Origin of the sequence: Serratia sp. X3 (assembly GCF_014982455.1) — a bacterium.
Taxonomy (GTDB): Bacteria; Pseudomonadota; Gammaproteobacteria; order Enterobacterales; family Enterobacteriaceae; genus Serratia; species Serratia ureilytica.
This window is the reverse complement of sequence record NZ_JADCNB010000001.1, coordinates 805,695-827,017: the sequence shown is the minus strand read 5'-3', so window position 1 is coordinate 827,017 and position 21,323 is coordinate 805,695. Positions and strand designations below refer to the sequence as shown.

26 protein-coding genes and 1 riboswitch are annotated in these 21,323 nt (G+C 57.3%); of the genes, 13 read left to right on the top strand and 13 right to left on the bottom strand.

The genetic code is table 11. From position 1 onward, the window contains the following. The first annotated feature begins 362 nt into the window (after positions 1–362). Both sdaA and IMX17_RS03900 read left to right on the top strand, forming a co-directional pair. A complete protein-coding gene (gene sdaA / locus IMX17_RS03905; RefSeq protein WP_033650934.1) occupies positions 363–1,727 on the top strand; it encodes an L-serine ammonia-lyase in 1,365 nt (454 codons plus the stop codon). Positions 1,728–1,994: 267 nt separating this feature from the next. After that, complete coding sequence (locus IMX17_RS03900) at positions 1,995–3,581, top strand: EAL domain-containing protein (RefSeq protein ID WP_046896664.1); 1,587 nt, start codon at positions 1,995–1,997, stop codon at positions 3,579–3,581. 16 nt (positions 3,582–3,597) lie between these two features. On the opposite strand, the gene IMX17_RS03895 is transcribed toward IMX17_RS03900, so the two are convergent. Next, complete coding sequence (locus IMX17_RS03895; protein WP_046896663.1) at positions 3,598–5,142, bottom strand: TerC family protein; 1,545 nt, start codon at positions 5,140–5,142, stop codon at positions 3,598–3,600. Between the two features lie 562 nt (positions 5,143–5,704). On the opposite strand from IMX17_RS03895, the gene manX reads away from it, so the two are divergent. The 5 genes from manX to mntP all read left to right on the top strand — a co-directional run bounded on the left by manX (position 5,705) and on the right by mntP (position 9,875). Next, complete coding sequence (gene manX, locus IMX17_RS03890; RefSeq protein WP_089194865.1) at positions 5,705–6,664, top strand: PTS mannose transporter subunit IIAB; 960 nt, start codon at positions 5,705–5,707, stop codon at positions 6,662–6,664. Positions 6,665–6,720: 56 nt separating this feature from the next. Continuing rightward, positions 6,721–7,521: a PTS mannose/fructose/sorbose transporter subunit IIC gene (locus IMX17_RS03885; RefSeq protein WP_033634888.1), complete on the top strand. Its 801-nt coding sequence runs from the start codon at positions 6,721–6,723 to the stop codon at positions 7,519–7,521. Positions 7,522–7,536: 15 nt separating this feature from the next. Further along, positions 7,537–8,379: a PTS mannose transporter subunit IID gene (locus tag IMX17_RS03880; RefSeq protein WP_033634889.1), complete on the top strand. Its 843-nt coding sequence runs from the start codon at positions 7,537–7,539 to the stop codon at positions 8,377–8,379. 54 nt (positions 8,380–8,433) lie between these two features. Next, positions 8,434–8,892: a DUF986 family protein gene (locus tag IMX17_RS03875; RefSeq protein ID WP_182264298.1), complete on the top strand. Its 459-nt coding sequence runs from the start codon at positions 8,434–8,436 to the stop codon at positions 8,890–8,892. 219 nt (positions 8,893–9,111) lie between these two features. Further along, positions 9,112–9,298: riboswitch (yybP-ykoY riboswitch) on the top strand. A gap of 7 nt (positions 9,299–9,305) precedes the next feature. Continuing rightward, complete coding sequence (gene mntP / locus IMX17_RS03870) at positions 9,306–9,875, top strand: manganese efflux pump MntP (protein ID WP_193549351.1); 570 nt, start codon at positions 9,306–9,308, stop codon at positions 9,873–9,875. A 62-nt stretch (positions 9,876–9,937) separates the two neighbouring features. On the opposite strand, the gene rlmA is transcribed toward mntP, so the two are convergent. After that, positions 9,938–10,756 carry a 23S rRNA (guanine(745)-N(1))-methyltransferase gene (gene rlmA, locus IMX17_RS03865; protein ID WP_182264297.1) on the bottom strand — a complete coding sequence of 273 codons (819 nt, stop codon included), beginning with the start codon at positions 10,754–10,756 and terminating at the stop codon, positions 9,938–9,940. A gap of 161 nt (positions 10,757–10,917) precedes the next feature. Between rlmA and pgeF the strand changes: the two genes are divergently transcribed. Next, a complete protein-coding gene (gene pgeF / locus IMX17_RS03860) occupies positions 10,918–11,634 on the top strand; it encodes a peptidoglycan editing factor PgeF (protein WP_182264296.1) in 717 nt (238 codons plus the stop codon). 52 nt (positions 11,635–11,686) lie between these two features. Here pgeF and cspE read toward each other — a convergent pair whose 3' ends face one another. The 3 genes from cspE to IMX17_RS03845 all read right to left on the bottom strand — a co-directional run bounded on the left by cspE (position 11,687) and on the right by IMX17_RS03845 (position 13,771). Continuing rightward, positions 11,687–11,896 carry a transcription antiterminator/RNA stability regulator CspE gene (gene cspE, locus IMX17_RS03855; RefSeq protein ID WP_002221949.1) on the bottom strand — a complete coding sequence of 70 codons (210 nt, stop codon included), beginning with the start codon at positions 11,894–11,896 and terminating at the stop codon, positions 11,687–11,689. Positions 11,897–11,937: 41 nt separating this feature from the next. After that, positions 11,938–12,054 (bottom strand): DUF2627 domain-containing protein, encoded by a 117-nt coding sequence (locus IMX17_RS03850; RefSeq protein WP_002211058.1) that lies wholly within the window; start codon positions 12,052–12,054, stop codon positions 11,938–11,940. A gap of 682 nt (positions 12,055–12,736) precedes the next feature. After that, entirely contained in the window at positions 12,737–13,771 is a 1,035-nt protein-coding gene (locus tag IMX17_RS03845; protein ID WP_046896659.1) for an MBL fold metallo-hydrolase, read from the bottom strand. A gap of 221 nt (positions 13,772–13,992) precedes the next feature. On the opposite strand from IMX17_RS03845, the gene IMX17_RS03840 reads away from it, so the two are divergent. Then, entirely contained in the window at positions 13,993–14,283 is a 291-nt protein-coding gene (locus IMX17_RS03840; protein ID WP_033643389.1) for a hypothetical protein, read from the top strand. Between the two features lie 40 nt (positions 14,284–14,323). Here IMX17_RS03840 and IMX17_RS03835 read toward each other — a convergent pair whose 3' ends face one another. From IMX17_RS03835 to IMX17_RS03825, 3 genes are all read right to left on the bottom strand, one after another. Further along, positions 14,324–15,685: an amino acid permease gene (locus IMX17_RS03835; protein ID WP_033643390.1), complete on the bottom strand. Its 1,362-nt coding sequence runs from the start codon at positions 15,683–15,685 to the stop codon at positions 14,324–14,326. 174 nt (positions 15,686–15,859) lie between these two features. Then, positions 15,860–16,096: a DUF4060 family protein gene (locus tag IMX17_RS03830; RefSeq protein ID WP_025303167.1), complete on the bottom strand. Its 237-nt coding sequence runs from the start codon at positions 16,094–16,096 to the stop codon at positions 15,860–15,862. Positions 16,097–16,171: 75 nt separating this feature from the next. Continuing rightward, positions 16,172–16,474, bottom strand: a complete 303-nt coding sequence (locus IMX17_RS03825) for a phage protein NinX family protein (RefSeq protein WP_033643391.1) — start codon at positions 16,472–16,474, stop codon at positions 16,172–16,174. 169 nt (positions 16,475–16,643) lie between these two features. Between IMX17_RS03825 and fos the strand changes: the two genes are divergently transcribed. Beyond that, positions 16,644–17,051, top strand: a complete 408-nt coding sequence (gene fos / locus IMX17_RS03820) for a fosfomycin resistance glutathione transferase (RefSeq protein ID WP_046896657.1) — start codon at positions 16,644–16,646, stop codon at positions 17,049–17,051. Between the two features lie 38 nt (positions 17,052–17,089). On the opposite strand, the gene IMX17_RS03815 is transcribed toward fos, so the two are convergent. Then, positions 17,090–17,365: a YebO family protein gene (locus tag IMX17_RS03815; RefSeq protein WP_046896656.1), complete on the bottom strand. Its 276-nt coding sequence runs from the start codon at positions 17,363–17,365 to the stop codon at positions 17,090–17,092. 81 nt (positions 17,366–17,446) lie between these two features. Beyond that, the gene (locus tag IMX17_RS03810) at positions 17,447–17,605 is read right to left on the bottom strand and encodes a PhoP/PhoQ regulator MgrB (RefSeq protein WP_004927688.1); all 159 of its coding nucleotides are present in this window, start codon (positions 17,603–17,605) and stop codon (positions 17,447–17,449) included. Positions 17,606–17,766: 161 nt separating this feature from the next. On the opposite strand from IMX17_RS03810, the gene IMX17_RS03805 reads away from it, so the two are divergent. Beyond that, the gene (locus tag IMX17_RS03805; RefSeq protein ID WP_038877047.1) at positions 17,767–18,000 is read left to right on the top strand and encodes a YobH family protein; all 234 of its coding nucleotides are present in this window, start codon (positions 17,767–17,769) and stop codon (positions 17,998–18,000) included. 40 nt (positions 18,001–18,040) lie between these two features. Here IMX17_RS03805 and IMX17_RS03800 read toward each other — a convergent pair whose 3' ends face one another. Beyond that, positions 18,041–18,280, bottom strand: a complete 240-nt coding sequence (locus IMX17_RS03800; protein ID WP_046896655.1) for a DUF2766 family protein — start codon at positions 18,278–18,280, stop codon at positions 18,041–18,043. Between the two features lie 188 nt (positions 18,281–18,468). On the opposite strand from IMX17_RS03800, the gene IMX17_RS03795 reads away from it, so the two are divergent. Beyond that, positions 18,469–18,681 carry a YccJ family protein gene (locus tag IMX17_RS03795; protein ID WP_046896654.1) on the top strand — a complete coding sequence of 71 codons (213 nt, stop codon included), beginning with the start codon at positions 18,469–18,471 and terminating at the stop codon, positions 18,679–18,681. Positions 18,682–19,125: 444 nt separating this feature from the next. Continuing rightward, a complete protein-coding gene (locus tag IMX17_RS03790; RefSeq protein WP_004927697.1) occupies positions 19,126–19,512 on the top strand; it encodes a helix-turn-helix domain-containing protein in 387 nt (128 codons plus the stop codon). Positions 19,513–19,537: 25 nt separating this feature from the next. Here IMX17_RS03790 and IMX17_RS03785 read toward each other — a convergent pair whose 3' ends face one another. After that, positions 19,538–19,891: a DUF1304 domain-containing protein gene (locus IMX17_RS03785; protein WP_042784760.1), complete on the bottom strand. Its 354-nt coding sequence runs from the start codon at positions 19,889–19,891 to the stop codon at positions 19,538–19,540. 427 nt (positions 19,892–20,318) lie between these two features. Then, positions 20,319–21,260: a pirin family protein gene (locus IMX17_RS03780; RefSeq protein WP_193549721.1), complete on the bottom strand. Its 942-nt coding sequence runs from the start codon at positions 21,258–21,260 to the stop codon at positions 20,319–20,321. Between the last annotated feature and the right edge of the window lie 63 nt (positions 21,261–21,323).

Below are 21,323 nucleotides of genomic sequence, written 5' to 3'. Positions count from 1 at the left end.
CGCTTTTTCAACTACCGTTCCGGTTGAATGGTTTTAAAAAAACTGTAAATCCTCTCTTAAACCTTACGAAATACCTGTAAAATACCACCGTCCGAGATAAACCACTGTAGAAACAGGGATTAAGCCGGCGGCGTTCAGCAAGGAAAGCTGGCGCGATTACCGTTAATGGAGCTTGGGCGAAAGCGGATACCCCGCACAAGGGTTCGCCCCGGGTAATCAGTAAAAAAAGCGACACCACGGATTATTTAATTTCATGCGAAAAAGGCAGCCGAACCCGCGCGGCCCTTTTACAATATCGCTGTTCCCTGCGCGGTTTTTAACCGCCGCAGCCATAACAATACGTCTCTTTAAGGAGTTTTAGCGTGATTAGCGTTTTCGACATGTTTAAGATCGGCATCGGCCCGTCCAGCTCTCATACGGTTGGACCGATGAAAGCCGGCAAACAGTTTGTCGACGATCTGGTAAATAAAGGCCTGATGCCTTCTATCACGCGTGTTGCCGTAGACGTTTACGGCTCACTCTCATTGACCGGCAAAGGTCACCATACCGATATCGCTATCATTCTCGGCCTGGCCGGCAACATGCCGGACACCGTCGATATCGATAGCATTCCGGGTTTTATTCGCGATGTAGAACAACGTCAACGCCTGATGCTGGCCAACGGCCTGCATGAAGTCGATTTCCCGCGCGACGGCGGCATGGTCTTCCGCAGCGACAACCTGCCGCTGCACGAAAACGGCATGCAGGTCCACGCCTTCGCCGGCGATAAAGAAGTGTACAGCAAGACCTATTACTCTATCGGCGGCGGCTTCATCGTCGATGAAGAGAACTTCGGCAAGGCCGCCGAGCAAGAACTGCAAATGCCTTATCCGTTCAATTCCGCGCGCGAAATGCTCGACCACTGTCGCGATACCGGGCTGTCGCTGTCCGGCATGGTGATGCAGAACGAACTGGCGCTGCACAGCAAGCAAGAGATCGACACCTACTTCGGTAACGTCTGGCAAACCATGCGCGCCTGTATCGATCGCGGTCTGAACACCGAAGGCGTGCTGCCGGGCCCGCTGCGCGTGCCGCGCCGTGCCTCCGCGCTGCGCCGCATGCTGGTGGCGTCGGACAAGCTGTCCAACGATCCGATGAACGTGATCGACTGGGTCAACATGTTCGCGCTGGCGGTTAACGAAGAAAACGCCGCCGGCGGCCGCGTCGTCACCGCGCCGACCAACGGCGCCTGCGGCATCGTGCCTGCCGTGCTGGCTTACTACGATCACTTCATCGAGTCCGTCAGCCCGGACATCTATATCCGCTACTTTATGGCGGCGGGCGCCATCGGCGCGCTGTACAAGATGAACGCCTCCATTTCCGGCGCCGAAGTCGGCTGTCAGGGTGAAGTCGGCGTTGCCTGCTCCATGGCGGCGGCCGGCCTGGCCGAACTGCTGGGCGGCAGCCCTGAGCAGGTATGCGTGGCGGCGGAAATCGGCATGGAACACAACCTGGGTCTGACCTGCGATCCGGTCGCCGGCCAGGTACAGGTGCCGTGCATCGAGCGCAACGCCATCGCCTCGGTCAAGGCGATCAATGCCGCACGCATGGCTCTGCGCCGCACCAGCGAACCGCGCGTTTCGCTGGATAAGGTGATCGAGACCATGTATGAAACCGGCAAAGACATGAACGCCAAGTATCGAGAAACATCACGCGGCGGCCTGGCTATCAAGGTGCAATGCGACTGACCGACAACCCCGCCATCCGGCGGGGTTTTTTATGGGTAATCAATTCATTGAACGTTTTTGTGACAATGTCACCAGAAAAAATCCTGCATTTTTCTCATCGATCCGGCGGTTAGCCTGCAAATTGACCTTCTGTTTTGCCAAATCGAAATAATTTACTGAGTTACCATCAATCTTGTATAACCTCAGGCTAGAATTAGCCGAGCGCAACTTAAGGATCTATAGCCTGACCGTGACTCGGAGCTGGATTACCGAACAAGGATTTACCGGATGTTGATGACCCACCTCGCCGCGTCCCAATATCGTTACTACCGTTGGCTGCTGGCCGGAGCGGTGGGCGTGGCTATTCTGTTGGTATCGCTGTATACCCGTTACTATCAAGAGGTCAAAAGCATCGAGCAGAGCCAGCAAACGTTGGCCACCCGCACCGTCGGCAAGATTGACCAACTGCTGTCCCCCGCGCAGCTGCAGGCGGAACGCAGTATGGACATGCTGGAACAACCCTGCGAGAACGTCTCATCGACCCTGCGCTTTCGCGCCGCGCAAAATCAGGCGCTGCGCGCCATGCTGCTGGTAAAAAATGGCATCATCTACTGCTCCAGCCTGTTTGGCGCCCGTCATTATCAGTTGGCCGCCGTGCTGCCGATTTTCGTCAACAGCAACGTCAAGCTGGCGCTGCGCCCTTCGTTGGCGGTGAGCAAAGGACTGCCCACGTTGGTGATGTGGACACCCTCCCCCGGCGATAGAACCAGCGGCGTGCTGCATGTCTTCAATATCGAGCTGTTATCGAACTTTTTACTCGAACCGCAGGAGCCTTATGTTCAGCGAATGGTGCTGAACGTAGCCGACAGCAGCCTGGAATACGGACGCCGTGAAATCCTGCGCCGTGACACCCTGACCAACGATCTGCGTTACACCGCCGGTTCCGAGCGATACCCGTTCTCGATTTCGCTGTTCGGCCCGCAGGTCGGCATGCTGGCGTTTTCCGCACTGCCGCGCCATATTCCTCTGGCGCTGTTGATCAGCCTGCTGGCGGCCTATGTGGTCTACCTGCTCACCGCTAACCGCATGAGCCTGTCTTATCACATCGGTCATGCCATTACCCACCGGGAGTTCCGCGTTTACTGCCAACCGATCATTCACAGCGATACCGGCCGCTGCGCCGGCGTCGAGATGCTGCTGCGTTGGAAAAAGAAACGGCAGGGGTGGATTTCGCCCGACGTGTTTATCCCGCTGGCCGAGCAGCATGAGCTGATCATTCCGCTGACCCGCTATCTGATGAACACCGTGACGGAAAATCTGCAGCTGTTCCCGCCGCGGCCGTCGTTCTACATCAGCATCAACGTCGCGGCCGAACATTTTAAAACGCTCAACATCATCGACGATATCCGCCAGATTTGGCTGCCGGCGCACCCGATGCCGTCACTGATGCTGGAGCTGACCGAACGCACCGCGCTGTCGGCCATCCAGCATGACCAGATCCGGACGCTGAAAGACATGGGTATCATGCTGGCCATCGACGATTTCGGCACCGGCCACAGTTCGCTGAGCTACCTGAAAAACCTCAGCCCGGACGTGTTGAAGATCGACCGCGGGTTTACCGCAGCCATCGGCACCGACGCGGTAAACGCCACGGTGACCGACACCATCATTACGCTGGCGCAGCGGCTGAAGCTGAAGTTGGTGGCTGAAGGGGTAGAAACGGCGGAACAGGCTGACTACCTGCGCTCACGCGAGGTCAATGCCCTGCAGGGGTATTATTTCGCCAAACCGATGCCGATCCACGTTTTCCCGTTGTGGTTGCAGCAGTACGAATCACGCGTCAGGCATGCACAAGAGGATCCGCCGGAGGCCTGAGCCTCCGGCGAACGGGTTACGACTGCGTCGGCTCGTCAACGACGACGCGGGTGACACGCACCAGTTCGATGCGGTATTCGGAGACGTCGACGATATCGAAACGCAGGTGGTTCAGCTCGATAGTATCCCCCACCACCGGCATCTGGCCGTAGTGGGCCAACAGCAGCCCCGCCAGGGTGGCGTAGTCCGCGGTTGGGCTCACCAGGTCATCGCAGGCCAGCGCCTGTTCCAGCGAGTGCAGGTCGGTCCCGCCCTTCACCAGCCAGCCGTCGCCTTCCGCCACGATGTCCGGGGTTTCATCTTCGTCCGGGAATTCACCGGCAATCGCTTCCAGCACGTCCAGCGGCGTCACCAGCCCCTGCACGACGCCGAACTCGTTGGTGACCACCACCAGACGCCCTTTGGCGCGACGCAGCACCGCCAACAGCTTGATGACGTCCATGGTTTCCGGCACCACGATCGGCGGCGTGCGGGCGGCGAACTCGGCGATATCTTCACCCTGCTCCAGCGCCACCAGCAGATCCTTGGCGCGCACCACGCCGACAATCTCATCCACCGAATCGCGGCACACCGGGAACAGACTGTGCGGCGTGTCCAGCAACTGTTCGCGCACCTCTTCGCGAGAGCGCTCGCAATCGACCCAGGAAATCTCGGTGCGCGGCGTCATCACGCTGCGCAATGAGCGCGAGGCCAGCGTCAGCACGCCGCTGATCATATAACGCTCTTCCTCCGCAAAGGTTTCATCCCGCGGCAAGGCGACCGCATCGTCCGTCTGCTGCGCGCGCTGCTGCCCCATCAGGCGCATGATCGCTTCCGCGGTGCGCTCGCGCATCGGGCGACGCGCCTGATGCTTGATGAAGTTGCGACGCGCGATCTGGTTGAACAATTCAATCAGGATCGAGAAGCCGATCGCGGCGTACAGATAGCCTTTAGGAATATGCAAGCCGAAGCCTTCGGCGATCAGGCTCAGGCCGATCATCAGCAGGAAGCTCAGGCACAGCACCACAATGGTCGGATGCGCGTTAACGAAGTTAGTCAACGGTTTGGACGCCAACAGCATCACCGCCATCGCGATCACCACCGCCGCCATCATCACCGGCAGATCGTTCACCATGCCCACGGCGGTAATCACCGCATCGAGCGAGAACACCGCGTCGAGGATGACGATCTGCACCACCACCGCCCAGAACTTGGCGTAACCGCGGTTGGCGCCGTCCTGGTGCGTCTGCCCTTCCAGCCGTTCATGCAGCTCCATGGTGGCTTTGAACAACAGGAACACCCCGCCGAACAGCAGGATAAGATCGCGGCCCGAGAAGCTGAAATCGCCGACGCTGAACAGCGGCGTGGTCAGCGTCACCATCCAGGAGATCACCGACAACAGGCCCAAACGCATCAGCAGTGCCAGCGACAGGCCGATGATGCGCGCTTTATCACGCTGCTTCGGCGGCAGCTTGTCGGCCAAAATGGCAATGAACACCAGGTTGTCGATGCCCAGCACGATTTCCAGCACTACCAGCGTAAGCAACCCCGCCCAAATAGAGGGGTCCATTAAAAATTCCATATCAGACTCCAGAGAAAAGTGGGAATGAGCGCAGGAGGCTCAGACGTGACGATGCCGCCGCTGCATGGGCGCAGTCGACAATAGCAAGGTGACGGGATGGGATTACCGGGTGGTGGCCGAGCGGCCGAACAGCATATGTAACGCCAGCAGGTGGCGGGTGAAACCTGGAAAAACAGTAACTTCGGTGACAGTCCATAGGGAGGGCTGAGGCCCTTCACTCCTTAGTGATGAAAGAGGAAATTACTGTATCAGGATTTTTCTGGCGGACAAAGCGGCTTTTTCAACGGCGGTTTAAGGTTGCGCCCTGTCATCTCGCCCACGACCGTTAAGATTTATCCGAGCATTCAATAGCGGAGCAGCGTCACAAAAAATATTTTTTCACTCACTAAAATAAATGACGCGTTCGTGAAGTATCGCGCACAGGCATTTGAAACTGCGTGAGAAATGTTAGGCGTGCGTTTCTTTTTTTCTACCATAATGTATCTGAACCGCGGAAGTGACTGCCAAGACGGCACGGAAGAACGATACACACCGTGCCTGGAGTTCAACGAGGAGGTAGCGAGTGGCAATAGCTATTATCATCGGCACACACGGGGCTGCAGCGGAACAACTGCTGAAAACGGCGGAGATGCTATTGGGCGAGCAGGACAACGTCGCCTTTATAGACTTCGTTCCCGGTGAGAATGCCGAAACGTTAATCGTCAAGTACAACGAAAAAATCAGTGGATTGGATACCAGCGGCGGCGTGCTGTTCCTGGTGGATACCTGGGGCGGCAGCCCGTTCAACGCCGCCAGCCGCATTGCGGTCGATAAAGACAACTATGAGGTCGTCACCGGGGTCAACATTCCGATGCTGGTGGAAACCTTCATGGCGCGGGACGATAACCCCGCTTTCGATGAACTGGTGGCGCTGGCGTTGGAAACCGGCCGTGAAGGCGTGAAAGCGCTGAAAAAACCGCAAGAAGAACCCGCAAAACCCGCAGCACCCGCCCCGAAAGCCGCTGCTCCTCAGGCGCCGTTGGGGCCGAACGATCACATGAAAATCGGCCTGGCGCGTATCGACGATCGCTTAATCCACGGCCAGGTCGCCACCCGCTGGACCAAAGAGACCAACGTCAGCCGCATCATCGTCGTCAGCGATGAGGTCGCCGCCGACCATGTGCGCAAGACCTTGTTGACCCAGGTTGCCCCGCCGGGCGTCACCGCTCACGTGGTGGACGTGGCGAAGGCCATCCGCGTCTGGAACAACCCGAAATACGCCAACGATCGCGTGATGCTGTTATTCACCAACCCGACCGACGTTTGGCGTCTGGTGGAAGGCGGCGTGGAGATTAAATCCGTCAATATCGGCGGCATGGCGTTCCGTCAGGGAAAAACCCAGGTGAACAACGCCGTTTCCGTCGATGAAAAAGATATCGAAGCGTTTAAGAAGCTGAACGACCGCGGTATCGAGCTGGAGGTGCGTAAGGTCTCGTCCGACAGCCGGCTAAAAATGATGGACCTGATTAACAAACTCAATTAGTGGCGCCAGCCGCTGATTATTTTACTCAGAGCTTTTTTGGTCATAGGAGAAGTGCAATGGAGATCACCACTCTTCAGATTGTGCTGATATTTATCGTTGCCTGTATCGCCGGGATGGGTTCCGTCCTCGACGAGTTCCAGTTCCACCGCCCGCTGGTCGCCTGTACCCTTATCGGCTTCATCCTCGGCGACATGAAAACCGGCATCATCATCGGCGGTACGCTGGAAATGATCGCCCTCGGCTGGATGAACATCGGTGCGGCGGTCGCGCCGGATGCTGCCCTGGCGTCCATCATCTCGACCATTTTGGTCATCGCCGGTGGGCAGAGCGTCGGCGCCGGTATCGCGCTGGCCATTCCGCTGGCGGCGGCCGGCCAGGTGCTGACCATCATCGTGCGCACCCTCACCGTGGCCTTCCAGCACGCGGCGGACAGCGCGGCGGAGCGCGGCAGCCTGCGCGCCATCACCTGGATCCATATCGGCGCCCTGCTGCTGCAGGCGATGCGTATCGCCATCCCTGCGGTCATCGTCGCCATTTCGGTCGGCACCGCCGGGGTACACGCCCTGCTCAACTCGATCCCGGAAGTGGTCACCAGCGGCCTGAACATCGCCGGCGGCATGATCGTCGTGGTCGGTTACGCAATGGTGATTAACATGATGCGCGCCGGCTACCTGATGCCGTTCTTCTATCTCGGTTTCGTTACCGCCGCCTTCACCAACTTCAACCTGGTGGCGCTCGGCGTCATCGGCGTGGTGATGGCCGTGCTGTATATCCAGCTCAGCCCGAAATACAACAAATCTCAGGTTGTCCAGGCCGGCCCGGCTAACGCGAACGATCTCGATAACGAACTCGACTAGGAATAGGTGAGAGAAATGGTTGATACAACTGCTCAAAAGAAACTCACGCCGGCCGACATTCGCGGCGTATTCCTGCGCTCTAACCTGTTCCAGGGGTCATGGAACTTCGAACGCATGCAGGCGCTGGGTTTTTGCTTCTCGATGGTGCCGGTGATCCGTCGCCTGTATCCGGAAAACAATGACGATCGCAAACAGGCGATCAAACGCCATCTCGAGTTCTTCAACACGCACCCTTACGTGGCGGCGCCGGTACTCGGCGTGACCATGGCGATGGAAGAGCAACGCGCCAACGGCGCACCGATCGACGACGGCGCGATCAACGGCATCAAGGTCGGTTTGATGGGGCCGCTGGCAGGCGTCGGTGACCCGATCTTCTGGGGCACCGTGCGGCCGGTGTTCGCCGCGCTCGGCGCCGGCATCGCCATGAGCGGCAGCCTGCTCGGACCGATCCTGTTCTTCGTGCTGTTCAACCTGGTGCGCCTACTGACCCGCTACTACGGCGTGGCCTACGGTTACCGTAAAGGGGTGGATATCGTCAACGACATGGGCGGCGGCTTCCTGCAAAAACTGACGGAAGGAGCGTCCATTCTCGGCCTGTTTGTGATGGGGGCGCTGGTCAACAAGTGGACGCACGTGAATATCCCGCTGGTGGTGTCCAAGATAACCGACCAGACCGGGCATACCAACGTCACCACGGTGCAGACTATCCTCGACCAGCTGATGCCGGGCCTGGTGCCGCTGCTGTTGACCTTCGCCTGCATGTGGCTGCTGCGCAAGAAAGTCAACGCGCTGTGGATCATCATCGGCTTCTTCGTCATCGGTATCTTTGGCTATTGGATTGGCCTGCTGGGCCTGTAATCGTTCGGAACGGCCGGGGGGCAACCCCCGGTTTTTTTATGTGTGGAGCAAGAGATGTCACTGACCGACGGCGTACTGATGCTGTTCATCGCCCTGCTGTTGCTGTATTCGCTGTACGACGAATTCGGCATGGATCTGCTGAAAGGCAAAACGCGGCTCAAAGTGCCGCTTAAACGCCGAAACCGGCTCGACAGCCTGATTTTCGTCGGCCTGATCGCCATTCTGATTTACCGCAACGTCACCACCAACGGCGCGGCATTAACCACTTACCTGCTTATTTCTTTGGCGCTGCTCGCCATCTATATCGCTTATATTCGCTCGCCCAAGATGGTGTTTAAAGCGCACGGTTTTTTCTTCGCCAATGTGTTTGTCGAATATAACCGCATTAAAGCCATGAATTTATCGGAGGATGGCATTCTGGCCATCGACCTGGAACAGCGCCGGCTGTTGGTTCAGGTAACTCACCTGGACGACCTGGAGAGGATTTATCACTTTTTCGTTGATAATCAATGAATAAAAAATAAACCCATTCCGTTATCGCTCAAACCCCGCGCTGCTTATGGACAATTAATCGGCAGCGCCAATTCCTTTCTGACTATTATTTCCGCAACATTGTTACCCCCGGCTACATTATATTCCCGCATGAACTCAGATTAATGAAAACAAGTCTCAATTAAGAACCGATATTGGCAAAAAATAAGGTTGTCGATGGCTGAAATAATATGGTATGGTTGCGCCGTCATTGGGGAGTAGCCGGTTTCTGGAGAATAAATACCAGGAACGCCCGTATCAACATACTCGTTTCGCCGTATGAAACGTGGTGCGGGCAGCCAGGTAAGGTTGGCGAGACCATAGACACGTAACTCCGTCGTTTGGTTGGGGGTGGGTTACGTGTATATGGAGCCACCCGGCCGAGGCTATTTCACATGAACCTTTCAGCAACGCTTATTCTCGCTTTCGGCATGTCCATGGATGCTTTCGCCGCTTCGATCGGCAAAGGCGCCAGCCTGCATCAACCCCGTTTTCGCGAAGCGATCCGCACCGGCCTGATCTTCGGCGTGGTGGAAGCGATCACCCCGCTCATCGGGTGGGCCATCGGCCTGTTCGCCAGCCAATACATCATGGAATGGGACCACTGGGTCGCCTTCTCGCTGCTGTTGATTCTCGGCATGCGCATGATCGTCGAAGGGGTGCGCAACAGGCCCGACGAAGAAGAGAAGGTCAAACGCCATGGTTTCTGGTTATTGGTCGCCACCGCCATCGCCACCAGCCTCGACGCCATGGCGATCGGCGTCGGCCTGGCCTTCCTGCAGGTGAATATCGTGCACACCGCGATGGCCATCGGCTGCGCCACCATGATCATGGCGACGCTGGGCATGATGATCGGCCGCTTTATCGGCCCGCTGCTCGGCAAACGCGCCGAGATCCTCGGCGGCGTGGTGCTGATAGGTATCGGCGTCAACATCCTGCTGGAACACCTCGGCTACCTGGCCTGAGGCGACCGAACTGCAAAAAAACCTGCCGCGGCAGGTTTTTTTGTTTCTGGACGCCGCGCTTTTTAAGCGCGACGTCGGTACAGCGCCAGGACGAAATCCGTCTCGCACACAAACTCCCCGCCCTCGACCAACCGCTGTTGCACCTCCGGCGTGGCGCGCCAGGCGAACGGCGTCATCTGCAGCAGGTTGGCGGCCTGCGCGCCCGGCAAGGTCATCGTATAGGCCAGCGCCTCTTTGCGCTCGCAGTCGAACCCATCGAACTGTTCGTCCTGTTCGGCATGCAGCTGCACCTGCTGGTACACCCGCTCTTTCAGCTGGTACAGATGACGCGGGCCCGGCGAAACCGTCACCACCACGCCGCCCGGCTTCACCACCCGCGCCAGCTCCTGCGCCTTGCAAGGGGCGTAGATGCGCAAGACCGCATCCAGCGCCCCGTCGGCGAACGGCAAACGGTGGCTGGAGGCGACGCAGAACGAGACCGCCGGATAACGTTTGGCGGCATAGCGGATCGCCACCTTCGCGACGTCCAGCCCGTAGACCGCCATATTGCGCCCCTGGGCCAGCCGTGAGGCCACGGCGGCGGTGTAATACCCTTCCCCACAGCCTATGTCCAATAACGCGCCAGCATCGGCCGCCAGCGCCACATCCAGCCACTCGGCCACCTGCGCTTGCAGCGGCTGATAATACCCACCGTCGAGAAACGCGCGCCGCGCCTGCATCATTTCCGCGCTGTCTCCCGGCTGTTTCGATCGCTTGTGCTGTACCGGCAGCAGATTGACGTAGCCCTCTTTGGCCTGATCGAACTGATGATTGCTGTCGCAACGCCATTGTTGAGATGAAAAATGCAGCGGCTGATGACACAGGGGACATTGATAAGACATGAATGGGCTTCCAGAGAGACAGGGCGCGGCTAGTCTAAAGAAGGCGCCGGTTTGATGCAAGGCGCATCCCCGCTCGCTTTCATCGCCAACAACACCTGGCCAAGCGGGGAAAAAGCTGGCTACACTGAGAGTCTGTTTTCTCACGCAGGTGAAAATAATTTATGAGCGATCGTTCCGCGCTGCTCGATGCGGTGCCCCACATTCAGCACGGCTTCGGCAGTAAACTCGCGCTGCTGCCAGGGCATCTGCTGCCCTACAGCGCCACATTGCCGGAAAAGAAGCAGGTGCATGGCACCCGCATCGTCGATGTGCTGCAACCGGCTCAGGCGTGCGGTGAAGCCGATGGCTTCTACACGCGCCAGCCCGGCATTCTGCTCAGCGTGCTGACGGCGGATTGCCTGCCGGTGCTGTTCAGCCGTCGTGACGGCGGCGCCATCGCGGCGGTACACGCCGGCTGGCGCGGGTTGCTGGACGGTATTCTGGAACAGATGGCGGCCCGCATTCGCCAGGACGGCGACACCGCCGATTGGGTGGCCTCCATCGGCCCCGCCGCCGGCCCGTGCTGTTACGAAGTTGACGAAGCGCTGGTGGAAAACTTTAAACAGCTTCTGCCGCTGCCCGCTACGCTGATCAGCCCGCACTATCGGCATCTGGATCTGGCCGCGATCGCCGAATACAAGCTGACGACGCTCGGCTTCGCCGCCGTTGACCGCTCAGGCAGTTGCACTATCTGCACGCCGGACGTCGATCCGCAGCGGCCGCAGCGCTTCAAATACACCAGCTATCGCCGCAACAGCCATCGGCGCGCACAGGATCCGACGCATCCGGGCATTAAAGGCCGCAACCAGTACGCCGGCATCGTCATCGTCGCCGAATGACGGAAACGAAAAAGCCCGCGCGAAGGCGGGCTTTTTGTACAGCTGACGCTGATTAGATAGCAGTAACGTTTACTGCAGATGGGCCTTTCTGGCCATCTTGGATTTCGAACTCAACGTTCTGGCCTTCAGCCAGGGTTTTGAAGCCGTTACCCTGGATTGCAGAGAAGTGTACGAACACGTCTTTGCTGCCGTCAGCCGGGGTGATGAAACCGAAACCTTTAGACTCGTTGAACCACTTAACTTGACCTTTGATCTTTGCCATCTTGAGTATTTCCTTTGGATTGTTTAAACCGCCCGTAGGCGTTACATAGACAAACTAGAGTCGTTACTGCTTGAGGCACTAAGATAAGGATCGGCAGAGAAGCGGTATTCAACGCTAACGTCTTTACTCAGAACTTCTTTACTGAAAATGCCACACATATACAGAACTGTACCTCGTTTTACCCAGATGCGTTATCACATACTCTGTATGCGATGGCAAGCCATTTTTAATCACTGAACGACATGTCGCACATATTTGAAACGGTCGAGAGCCACATTTGCTTAAATAGGCCAAAAGATGTTGAAGCATCGGCTATTTTCTGCTTGCCGAAATCACTGCGCCAGACCCCGCATTCTGCTGGCATTTTAACAAAACTTTCATCGTATTGACGCCTATCTGTCTCGTCATTTCCGCTTTTTTGCCGCTTATAGCGTTAAAAAATTTGAATCTTTATGGAATTTGATATGCAACATTTGAATATCGATGAACGGGGGCCAATTTATTCATCGCTCCTCCGACCATTTACCGCCGGAAAGCCCATTCATCATCGGCTTTCAGCCCTGCCGCCAAACGGCGCGGGCGAGCACGGCGCACGGGCCAGCGGTGACGCATCCGCTCTGCACAACGGATGCATAAACATGCAAAGCGCCGGCACCTCTCCCGCTTGCCGGTGGGTTCATCATAAATAATCCGAATATCATTAACCTCAATAGCCGGAATAGTCTTATCAATAACGAAAGTTCAACGTTGAATTAAATCCTGAAAACAAGGGGGTTATTTGAATCACCACCCGCGCTTATCAATTCGGCTAATTACAGCCGCGCTTTCAAACCGTTGGTTTTATTCATCCCGCAGCGCCGCCGGATGATGAGGTAACGCAGACGGTGAGTCCTGCAACGCGATGCGCTCGCCAATCTTCAGCGGATGGAATTGATGCTGCTCCAGCCCCGCCTCACTCAACGCCAGGTTCAACTGCTGCGGCGGCTCGTCCAGCGATTCATCCGCCAATTCGAACACCCCCCAATGAATGGGAATGGCGCGCGGCTGATTCAGTTGACGGTACAGCGTCACCGACTGCTGCGGATCCATATGCTGCTCCTGCATAAACCAGCGCGGCGCATAGGCGCCGATGGGCAGCGCCGCCACGTCGAACGGCCCCAGCCGTTGACCGATCTCCGCCAGCCGTTCCGAATAGCCGCTGTCGCCGGAAAAATAAAACCGCAGCGCCGGATGGTGGATCACCCAGCCGCACCACAGCGAGCGATTGCGATCCCACAGCGTGCGCATGCTCCAGTGCCGCGCCGGCGTGGCGTAGACCGTCAGCTCGCCCAACGGCAGACTCTGCCACCAGTCCAGCTCATGCACCTTCAGCCGATAACGGCGGAACCAGCGCTTCAAGCCGAGCGGCACGATGAACTCGGCCTGAGGGAAACGCCGCGCCAATTGCCGCACCGTGCGCCTGTCAAGGTGGTCATAATGGTTATGGGAGATCAGCACCGCATCCACCGCCGGCAGTTGCTCCACCGTCAGCGGCGGCGGCGTTCTGCGCTTCGGGCCGTAAAAGCTCAGCGGCGATGCGCGTTCGGACAACGCCGGATCGATCAGAATATAGCGCCCGCTCAACCGCAGCAGCATCGAGGCATGCCCCAACCACCAGACGCTGTCGCCACTGCCGCTGAGATCGGCCGGCTGCCACCAGCGTTCGGTAAATTGCGCGTAGCCCTGCTGCGGCGGCTTGGGCAACCCCTGGCGCTTGCGCTCATCTTGCCAACGTTGAAGATCCCCCTCCTGACGCCGCGAAGGTTCCGGGTTGCGAAATCCCTCCGGCGTGTGATGCGCCTTGGCCGCGTCGTAATAACGGTTGATTCTTTTCATCCAGCGTCTTCTCCCGACCCTCAGCGCCCTGCACGGGCATGACTTTCAGTGTAACAAACCCGATGAAGCTCGCACTTCGTCAGCCGTGCGCTGCATTGAGGGAGCTTTTGCCGTATGCTGTTGTCTCACTTCGGTGAGACAGCCAGGGCCGCCAAGAGCCCGTTAAGACTCTCTTAAGAACTTTGTGATTGACTTGTAGGGCATACAGAAAAGGAGAAGTTATGAGTCGTTCGACATCCCGCAAATCAGGCGCAGGCCTGGGGCGCCGTATTCGCAGCGCGCTGCTGGCGCAGAAGCAATACTGGAAAATGTATTTCGCCATGAAGCTGCGCCGCGTGCGCGTGCCTGCACCGCTGGTGCTGCTTGGCGGTTCGCTGCTCGGGTTCTTCATGCTGACCCTGCTGATGCTCAGCGTGGTGACCATCGACGTCATCAGCACCCTGCTGCTGCTGTGCCGGAAACTGCTGGGACGGGGTGACGGTGAGGGGCGCGCCTTTATGCCGCGCAGCTGACGAGAAGAGCGCGGAGGCGCAATACGCCTCCGCGCGCAGATTAACGCTTGGCGCCTTTGCGGCGCGTCAGCATGAACCCGCCCCACAGCACTGCAACCCACACCGGCATCAGCAACACCGAAATGCGGATCCCTTCGCTGAAATACATAATCACCAAAATCAGGCCGAGGAACGCCAGGCACAGATAGTTGCCGAACGGATACCACAGCGCCTTAAAGCTTGGAATGACGCCCTGACGGTTCTTCGCCGCACGGAATTTCAGGTGCGCCAGGCAGATCATTACCCAGTTGATCACCAGGGTGGACACCACCAGCGCCATCAGCAGCTCAAACGCCTTGCCGGGCATCAGATAGTTGATCAGCACGCCGATCGAGGTAATCAGCGCCGACAGTGCGATGGACAGCACCGGCACGCCGCGCTTGTTGACGCGCGTCAGCGCTTTCGGCGCATTGCCCTGGCTGGCCAGCCCGAACAACATGCGGCTGTTGGCGTAAACGCCGCTGTTGTAGACCGACAATGCGGCGGTCAGCACCACCACGTTGAGCACCGTCGCCACCAGATTGCTGTTCAGCGCATGGAAGATCAGCACGAACGGGCTACCGCCCTCCACCACTTGCCCCCACGGATAAAGCGAGAGCAGTACGGTCAGCGAACCGATATAGAAAATCAGAATACGGTACACCACCTGATTGGTCGCTTTAGGAATGCTGCGACGCGGATCGGCGGCTTCCGCCGCGGTGATGCCCACCATCTCCAGCCCGCCGAACGAGAACATGATCACCGCCATCGCCATCACCAGCCCCGAGAAGCCGTGCGGCATAAAGCCGCCCTGCTGCCACAGGTTGGTGATGCTGGCCTGCGGCCCGCCGTTGCCGCTGGCCAACAGCCAGGCGCCAAACACGATCATGCCGACAATCGCCACCACCTTGATGATGGCGAACCAAAACTCGGTTTCGCCGTACAGGCGCACGTTCACCAGGTTGATCAGATTGATCAACACAAAGAACAGCGCGGCGGACGCCCAGGTGGGGATCTCTGGCCACCAGTACTGAATGTAGATGCCGACGGCGGTCAATTCCGCCATGCCGACCAGAATGAACATCGCCCAGTAGTTCCAGCCGGAAAGGAAGCCGGCGAAATCACCCCAATATTTATAGGCAAAGTGACTGAAAGATCCGGCGACCGGCTCCTCCACCACCATTTCGCCCAGCTGGCGCATGATCAAAAACGCGATAAAACCGCCGATGGCGTAGCCCAACAGCACGGCGGGGCCGGCCATTTTAATGGTTTGCGCAATGCCGAGAAATAAACCGGTGCCGATGGCGCCCCCGAGGGCAATAAGCTGTATGTGTCTGTTTTTTAATCCGCGTTTTAGCGGGGTATCCTGATGCTGACCGCCCATCTTATCCTCATATGGCGTACCTCCTTGCCGTTATCGGCCAAGATTTCACCAATCAATAAATGTATCTGCGGGCGGCTTTTTAACACTTAACCCCGTGAGCATCAAGGAATAGCGCCCCGAGACGGCAGACCGGAGCGCGATTTTTTACTGCGCGGGAGCGGGTAACGGCGGCGTTCAGCCAGGCATACCGCACAGTTTGGTCAGGTTGCGCGCGCCGATCATCAGCGTGGCGACATAAGATTGGCGACGCGTAACCACTTCCACCGCCACGCGATCGTTTTGATATTTTATCAGATAGGTCGAGGGCCAGCCCTGACGGCGCTGGCCGAAGCTTTCGGCATGACGATCGATCGCCGCATGGGCAATCACCAGATGAGACAAGTTTTTATCACCTTTGATAATGCGCTTCATAAACAGCCTCCGCCAACGACAGCTCTGTTATTAGAAAAAGGAGAAACTCTTACCAATCACCGGTATTTTTGCGAATCAGTTAGCCTGTCGGCTCATCAGAAAACAGATCATCGCCGCGCGCAGCGGGCTGGCGCTGTCGGCCTGCCATTCACCGCCCTGGGTGCTCATGCGCGCCTGCCACTGTGGGCTGTCGCTGTGGTTGTCGGGGTTCAGACTGATTTTGTTGGCGCAAATGATCGGCCAGGCGTCGGAGGGATTCTTGCAGTAATCTTTACCTTTTACGCCGCCGTAGGGATACCACTTGTCCGGGTTCTCCCCGGTCAGCAGCGCAATGCTGCGGTTCACTTCGGCATCGCTTTCTTCGTACCATTTAATCATCGGCTTTATCCATCTTTTGTAAGGTTCGCGCTACATTACGATGTCTGTAAGACAGTTTTATGACAGCGTCGCCGGTTTTCACATTATCTGCACTAATGTTTCGCCCCCTTTAACTTTTCTCCCCTTCTGCGTACACTTTTCGTCTGTTTAGCGCCCAGGAAACGCACGCATGTTGACCGGCCTCAACCACCTGACGCTCGCCGTCAGCGATCTCGATCGCAGCTTCGATTTTTACCGCCATCTGTTGGGGTTCACCCCTCACGCCCGCTGGCAAGGCGGCGCCTATCTGTCGTTGGGGGCGTTGTGGCTGTGCCTGTCGTTGGATGAGGCGCGCACGCCACCACGGGCGCGTGATTACACCCATTACGCCTTCAGCGTCGCGCCGGAACACATTGAACGGGTCAGCGAGCGGCTGCGCCAGAGCGGCGCAGAAGAGTGGAAAAGCAATCGCAGCGAGGGCGAGTCGCTCTATTTTCTCGATCCTGATGGGCATCAGTTGGAGATCCATGCCGGCGATCTGGCCAGCCGCCTGGCGGCATGCCGGGAAAAACCGTATCAGGGCATGGTGTTTTACTGAAGCGCCCCGGCGGCGCAGCGCCGGCCGGGGCATAGTGTTCAACGTTCGGGGATAAAACCTTTGAAATCCAGCGCGGGGCTGAGATCGTCGTCATCAGCCTCGCCGCCGTCGGCGCGAGCGCTGTGCGCCAAACGCTTCAACAGCGCCGTTTGTTGCCGTTGCTGCTCGGCAATTTCCTGCAGCAGGCGAATCTGCTCGTTGGCGCGCACGCTGGCGCGGTTCACCAGGAACCAAACCCAGAGCCCCACCAGCAACGCCACGGCGGCGAGAGCCAACGACAACAGGCCGTTCTGGCCAAAACCTAAATCGTACATGGACAACCCTATCTACTGCGAAATTCAGGCCGCCATCTTAACACTCGCAGCGGCCGGGCGAACATCCCCGCCAAAAATTGCTTACCAGGGTACGAAGCGCGTCACCGAACAGATGCCCAGCGCAAAATTTCCACCATCGTCGCAATAGCTGTCCAGCGCCAACAGGTAGAAAAACAGGCAGGCAGCGACGGCCGTCATTATCACGAGGATTTTTTTTCGCAACAAATTTAGCAGCCTCATTGTTATCAGGATGGTCTATCGCGCATGTTATCACAGCAAAGTTAAACGAAGTTTAACTTGTCGTTTAGATTTCTGGCTATCGCCCGGTTTTCAGACTGTTACCCTTGCCCTCGCGCTGGCGCCGTGGCTAGATGAACCCTCAGGGATAACGAGGAAACGCAATGAGCAGACTGATTAAGTGGGTACTGGTATTGGCGGTCATTTACGGCGGCTTTTTGATCTCGGGCTACGGCGTGCTGATCGGCAGCAATAAGAACGTCGGCGGATTGGGATTGCAGTGCAAATACCTGACGGCGCGCAACGTGGCGATCGCCCAGTACGTCAATGGCGACAACGGTTTCATCGGCGTGGCCGACTGCCCGCTGTTCAAGAAAATCGAAACGGTGGTGGATTAACCGCCACCGCCCGACGCCGTCGCTCTGCGGCGGCTCCGCCTCAATTGCGGGTAAACTTCAACTCGATCAGTGCAATCGCCTTGTCAATCGCTCTGCGGGTCACCGGATCGGCGCCGGCGGGATGCGTGGAGAAATCGATGCTTTTGAGCTGGCCCGCCATCTTGTCGCGCACTTCGGTCGGCGCAATCACGTCGATAACGTCCAGAATCTGTTTAATGACCAGTTGGCAAGCGACCAGATCGGAAGCCAATTCCTGCTCGTTGCTCAGCATGTCAGACATAATAACTTTCCCTTTTGATTCAAACGCCGCACAGAATAGCATGCCGCCTGCGCCATTGCCCGCCCTCCCCGCCTTTTTCCCCGTTCTGCGCACCGCCGGGCAAAAGCCCGCGGCAGATTAGCCTATACTTGCAGCATGACGGTGATAAAAACATCCGTAACCTAAGCCACAACCAACAGGAGATAGTTATGGCGAATCACAATGTGAAATCCTGGGCAACAGTGCGTGAAACTTCGGTGGAAATTGCCGAAGCTATTTTTGAACTGGCAGGCAACGATGAAGTGTTGGCGCAGAAGATCTGGGAAGAAGGCAGCGATGAAGCGCTGGAAATGGCTTTTGCCAAAACCACCGCCGACCAGCTTTATTGGGGAGAGGAAACCGTCGAGCGTAAAAACGTTTAAGCCGCCAGGCAACAAAAAGCCCGGGTTTCTGGCCCAGGCTTTCCCGATTAGCGCTCACCCCGCTCTGCGGCGTGCATCTCTGCTTGCTCTCACGGTTCTTCACCTCCCACACCTTCCGCATTTTTCATGCTCATCACCGGCGTCGCCATAAAAGCGCCGACGCCCACGATTACAACCAGAGTAATAATCACTGTCATTAACATGCGATCACCCCATCAACGTTGAGTTGTTACGGCTGACTCTGTTTTGGCGGTTCTTGCTGCGGTCTTCTCCGCGTCACCCACCGCGGCGGCGACAGTCTCAGATTAGCCGTTTTTCCTTTCGGCTGACAAGCGGCGGTTCAACGGTTTTTCCGAATCATGCCCCGTCATCGGCGGCGTTTTTTGTCCGCGGCGGCAAGTTGTGTATACTTCACCGCTATGTAGATCTCACACTGACGCACTGATGATACAAGAACACCATCTCTCATTGGTCTGCGCCCTCAGCAAATGGGTCGAAACTCACCTCGGACGAGTGATCCATCTCGAAGAGCTGGCCGAGTACTCCGGCTACTCGCTGTGGCATATGCAGAAGCTGTTCAAAGAAGCGACAGGGATTTCGCTGGGCAAATACATTCGTGAACGCCGTCTGGCCGGCGCGGTCTATCAACTGCGCAGCAGTGAAGCGTCGATTTTCGATATCGCCCTGGACTTTGGCTTCGGCTCACAGTCCCACTTCACCTACATGTTCAGAAAGCGTTTTAATATCACGCCTTACGATTTCCGCCAGGATCTGAGCGTCGATCTGCACATCGATCCGCCGCTGCACGTCATTCACCAAAAATCCGCCTGATTTTCGCCCGCCGTCAACCGGCGGGTTAACGCGCGCCCCAGACCGCCAGCAGCGCTATCGCGGCCGGCAACGCCTGCACCCACAGGATCTTGCGGCTGGCGGTCAGCCCGCCGAACACGCCGGCCGCCAGCACGCAGCCGAGAAAGAACAGCTGCAGCGCCACATCCTCACGCCAATAGCCCCATACCAGGCCCAGCGCCAGAAAACCGTTGTACAGCCCCTGGTTGGCGGCCAAGACCCGCGTGGCCGCGGCGAACTCCGCCGTCGTCCCGAATGCTCGCCTGCCGATCGGCGCGCGCCACAGGAACATTTCCAATACCAGGATATAAAGGTGGAGCGCCGCGATAAGCAGCAGAACAATGTCGGCAAAGAGCTTCATGATTATCCAAATAGCGAAATGGGAATGCCGTCAAGTATAAGTGATGGATGAATATCGCTCAGCATCTAAGATAAAAAAACCCGCCGAAGCGGGTTTATGCAGGAGTCATTTTTTGAGGTTAGTGTAATACGGCAACCAACAATGCCGCGACAGAGACCCAAAACAGCGCCGTGGCAACCACGACATGGGACAGTCTTGCACGATAAAGAACTTGGCTCATAATGACCTCACTGACATCAGACTAACGGGAGACAACCTGACTTCCTGAGGATTATCCTAATCTTCTTCCGTTTATCATTATATGCGTCAGATCACTATTTCGTTGAGAAACTTTATATTGTCGTGAAGCTGGAGCCGCGATCACATTTATTGCGCGTTATTAGAGCGAAATAAGTCGAATAATCTCGGCGATTATATCCTAACGCTATCAAACTTCGCTCCACGGCAGGCGTGGCGCGGCCATGCGCTCACCGGAATAACCGCTGACCGCCGGAAAACGATCCGTTTCCTGCTCCCAATCGCGCTGAGCCTGAATAATTTCCGCTTTGGTATGGCCAACGAAGTTCCACCAGATAAGGATCTCTTCATTTAACGGCGCTCCACCGATTAATAATCCCCGGCCGCCCTTCTCTGCATTTAACTCAATAGAGTTATTACCCATGCCTAAATAGGCGAATGCGTCAGGTGAAAATGTTTCACCATTAAGTTCAAATGCACCAATTAGGGGCAAAAAGCCGATTTCATAATCAGCGCGCAGCGGCAATTGCGCCGTCGCCGCCTCTTGCCATTCCATATCAATGGCGATTAATGGCGAAAGAGTAAACACCGGTGAACGATAAGCGCCAAATTCCCCGACCAGTAAACGGTGATTCACGCCGTTATTCCGCCACTGCGGCAAATCGGGATAATGATCGAATCGCGGCGCCATGTCGGCATATTCAGCCGGCAACGCAATCCACAATTGTGCGGCGTGCAGACGTCGTTCCTCGCCTACCGACTGTTCCGTATGCGCGATGCCGCGCCCTGCGGTCATCAGATTGACCTGCCCCGGACGGATCAACTGTTCGCTGCCGAGGCTATCGCGGTGCAGCACCTCACCCTCGATCATCCAGGTAAAGGTTTGCAGACCGGTGTGCGGATGCGGCCCTACGTCCATGCCGGGCGCGGTGCCGTTGAATACCGTCGGGCCGGCGTGATCGAGAAAACACCAGGCGCCGACGGTGCGCCGTTCCCGGGTTGGCAACGCACGGTTGATAGGAATGCCGCCCACTTCGGCATTGCGCACGGCAATGCGCTGGATCTGGCGCGCGCCGTCAACGACAGGGCACTCGCGTGAGGGTGAAAAGCGCGTAGGACGGGACTGACTCATCGCAAAGACCTCCTGAATGGCGCCGATTCGCCAAGGATAATCGCCCCAGCTTAGCACAGGACA

Bases quoted from the DNA above. Each gene is read 5' to 3' on its own strand.
- IMX17_RS03885 (WP_033634888.1), top strand. From the start codon at position 6,721: ATGGAGATCACCACTCTTCAGATTGTGCTGATATTTATCGTTGCCTGT.
- pgeF (WP_182264296.1), top strand. From the start codon at position 10,918: ATGAGCGATCGTTCCGCGCTGCTCGATGCGGTGCCCCACATTCAGCAC.
- IMX17_RS03800 (WP_046896655.1), bottom strand. From the start codon at position 18,280: ATGTCTGACATGCTGAGCAACGAGCAGGAATTGGCTTCCGATCTGGTC.
- IMX17_RS03840 (WP_033643389.1), top strand. From the start codon at position 13,993: ATGAGTCGTTCGACATCCCGCAAATCAGGCGCAGGCCTGGGGCGCCGT.
- cspE (WP_002221949.1), bottom strand. From the start codon at position 11,896: ATGGCAAAGATCAAAGGTCAAGTTAAGTGGTTCAACGAGTCTAAAGGT.
- IMX17_RS03895 (WP_046896663.1), bottom strand. From the start codon at position 5,142: ATGGAATTTTTAATGGACCCCTCTATTTGGGCGGGGTTGCTTACGCTG.
- IMX17_RS03850 (WP_002211058.1), bottom strand. From the start codon at position 12,054: ATGTGTGGCATTTTCAGTAAAGAAGTTCTGAGTAAAGACGTTAGCGTT.
- IMX17_RS03780 (WP_193549721.1), bottom strand. From the start codon at position 21,260: ATGAGTCAGTCCCGTCCTACGCGCTTTTCACCCTCACGCGAGTGCCCT.
- IMX17_RS03845 (WP_046896659.1), bottom strand. From the start codon at position 13,771: ATGAAAAGAATCAACCGTTATTACGACGCGGCCAAGGCGCATCACACG.
- IMX17_RS03825 (WP_033643391.1), bottom strand. From the start codon at position 16,474: ATGATTAAATGGTACGAAGAAAGCGATGCCGAAGTGAACCGCAGCATT.
- IMX17_RS03830 (WP_025303167.1), bottom strand. From the start codon at position 16,096: ATGAAGCGCATTATCAAAGGTGATAAAAACTTGTCTCATCTGGTGATT.
- IMX17_RS03810 (WP_004927688.1), bottom strand. From the start codon at position 17,605: ATGAGGCTGCTAAATTTGTTGCGAAAAAAAATCCTCGTGATAATGACG.
- IMX17_RS03875 (WP_182264298.1), top strand. From the start codon at position 8,434: ATGTCACTGACCGACGGCGTACTGATGCTGTTCATCGCCCTGCTGTTG.
- IMX17_RS03880 (WP_033634889.1), top strand. From the start codon at position 7,537: ATGGTTGATACAACTGCTCAAAAGAAACTCACGCCGGCCGACATTCGC.
- IMX17_RS03805 (WP_038877047.1), top strand. From the start codon at position 17,767: ATGAGCAGACTGATTAAGTGGGTACTGGTATTGGCGGTCATTTACGGC.
- IMX17_RS03815 (WP_046896656.1), bottom strand. From the start codon at position 17,365: ATGTACGATTTAGGTTTTGGCCAGAACGGCCTGTTGTCGTTGGCTCTC.
- IMX17_RS03785 (WP_042784760.1), bottom strand. From the start codon at position 19,891: ATGAAGCTCTTTGCCGACATTGTTCTGCTGCTTATCGCGGCGCTCCAC.
- IMX17_RS03835 (WP_033643390.1), bottom strand. From the start codon at position 15,685: ATGGGCGGTCAGCATCAGGATACCCCGCTAAAACGCGGATTAAAAAAC.
- fos (WP_046896657.1), top strand. From the start codon at position 16,644: ATGTTGACCGGCCTCAACCACCTGACGCTCGCCGTCAGCGATCTCGAT.
- IMX17_RS03795 (WP_046896654.1), top strand. From the start codon at position 18,469: ATGGCGAATCACAATGTGAAATCCTGGGCAACAGTGCGTGAAACTTCG.
- mntP (WP_193549351.1), top strand. From the start codon at position 9,306: ATGAACCTTTCAGCAACGCTTATTCTCGCTTTCGGCATGTCCATGGAT.
- rlmA (WP_182264297.1), bottom strand. From the start codon at position 10,756: ATGTCTTATCAATGTCCCCTGTGTCATCAGCCGCTGCATTTTTCATCT.
- IMX17_RS03900 (WP_046896664.1), top strand. From the start codon at position 1,995: ATGTTGATGACCCACCTCGCCGCGTCCCAATATCGTTACTACCGTTGG.
- IMX17_RS03790 (WP_004927697.1), top strand. From the start codon at position 19,126: ATGATACAAGAACACCATCTCTCATTGGTCTGCGCCCTCAGCAAATGG.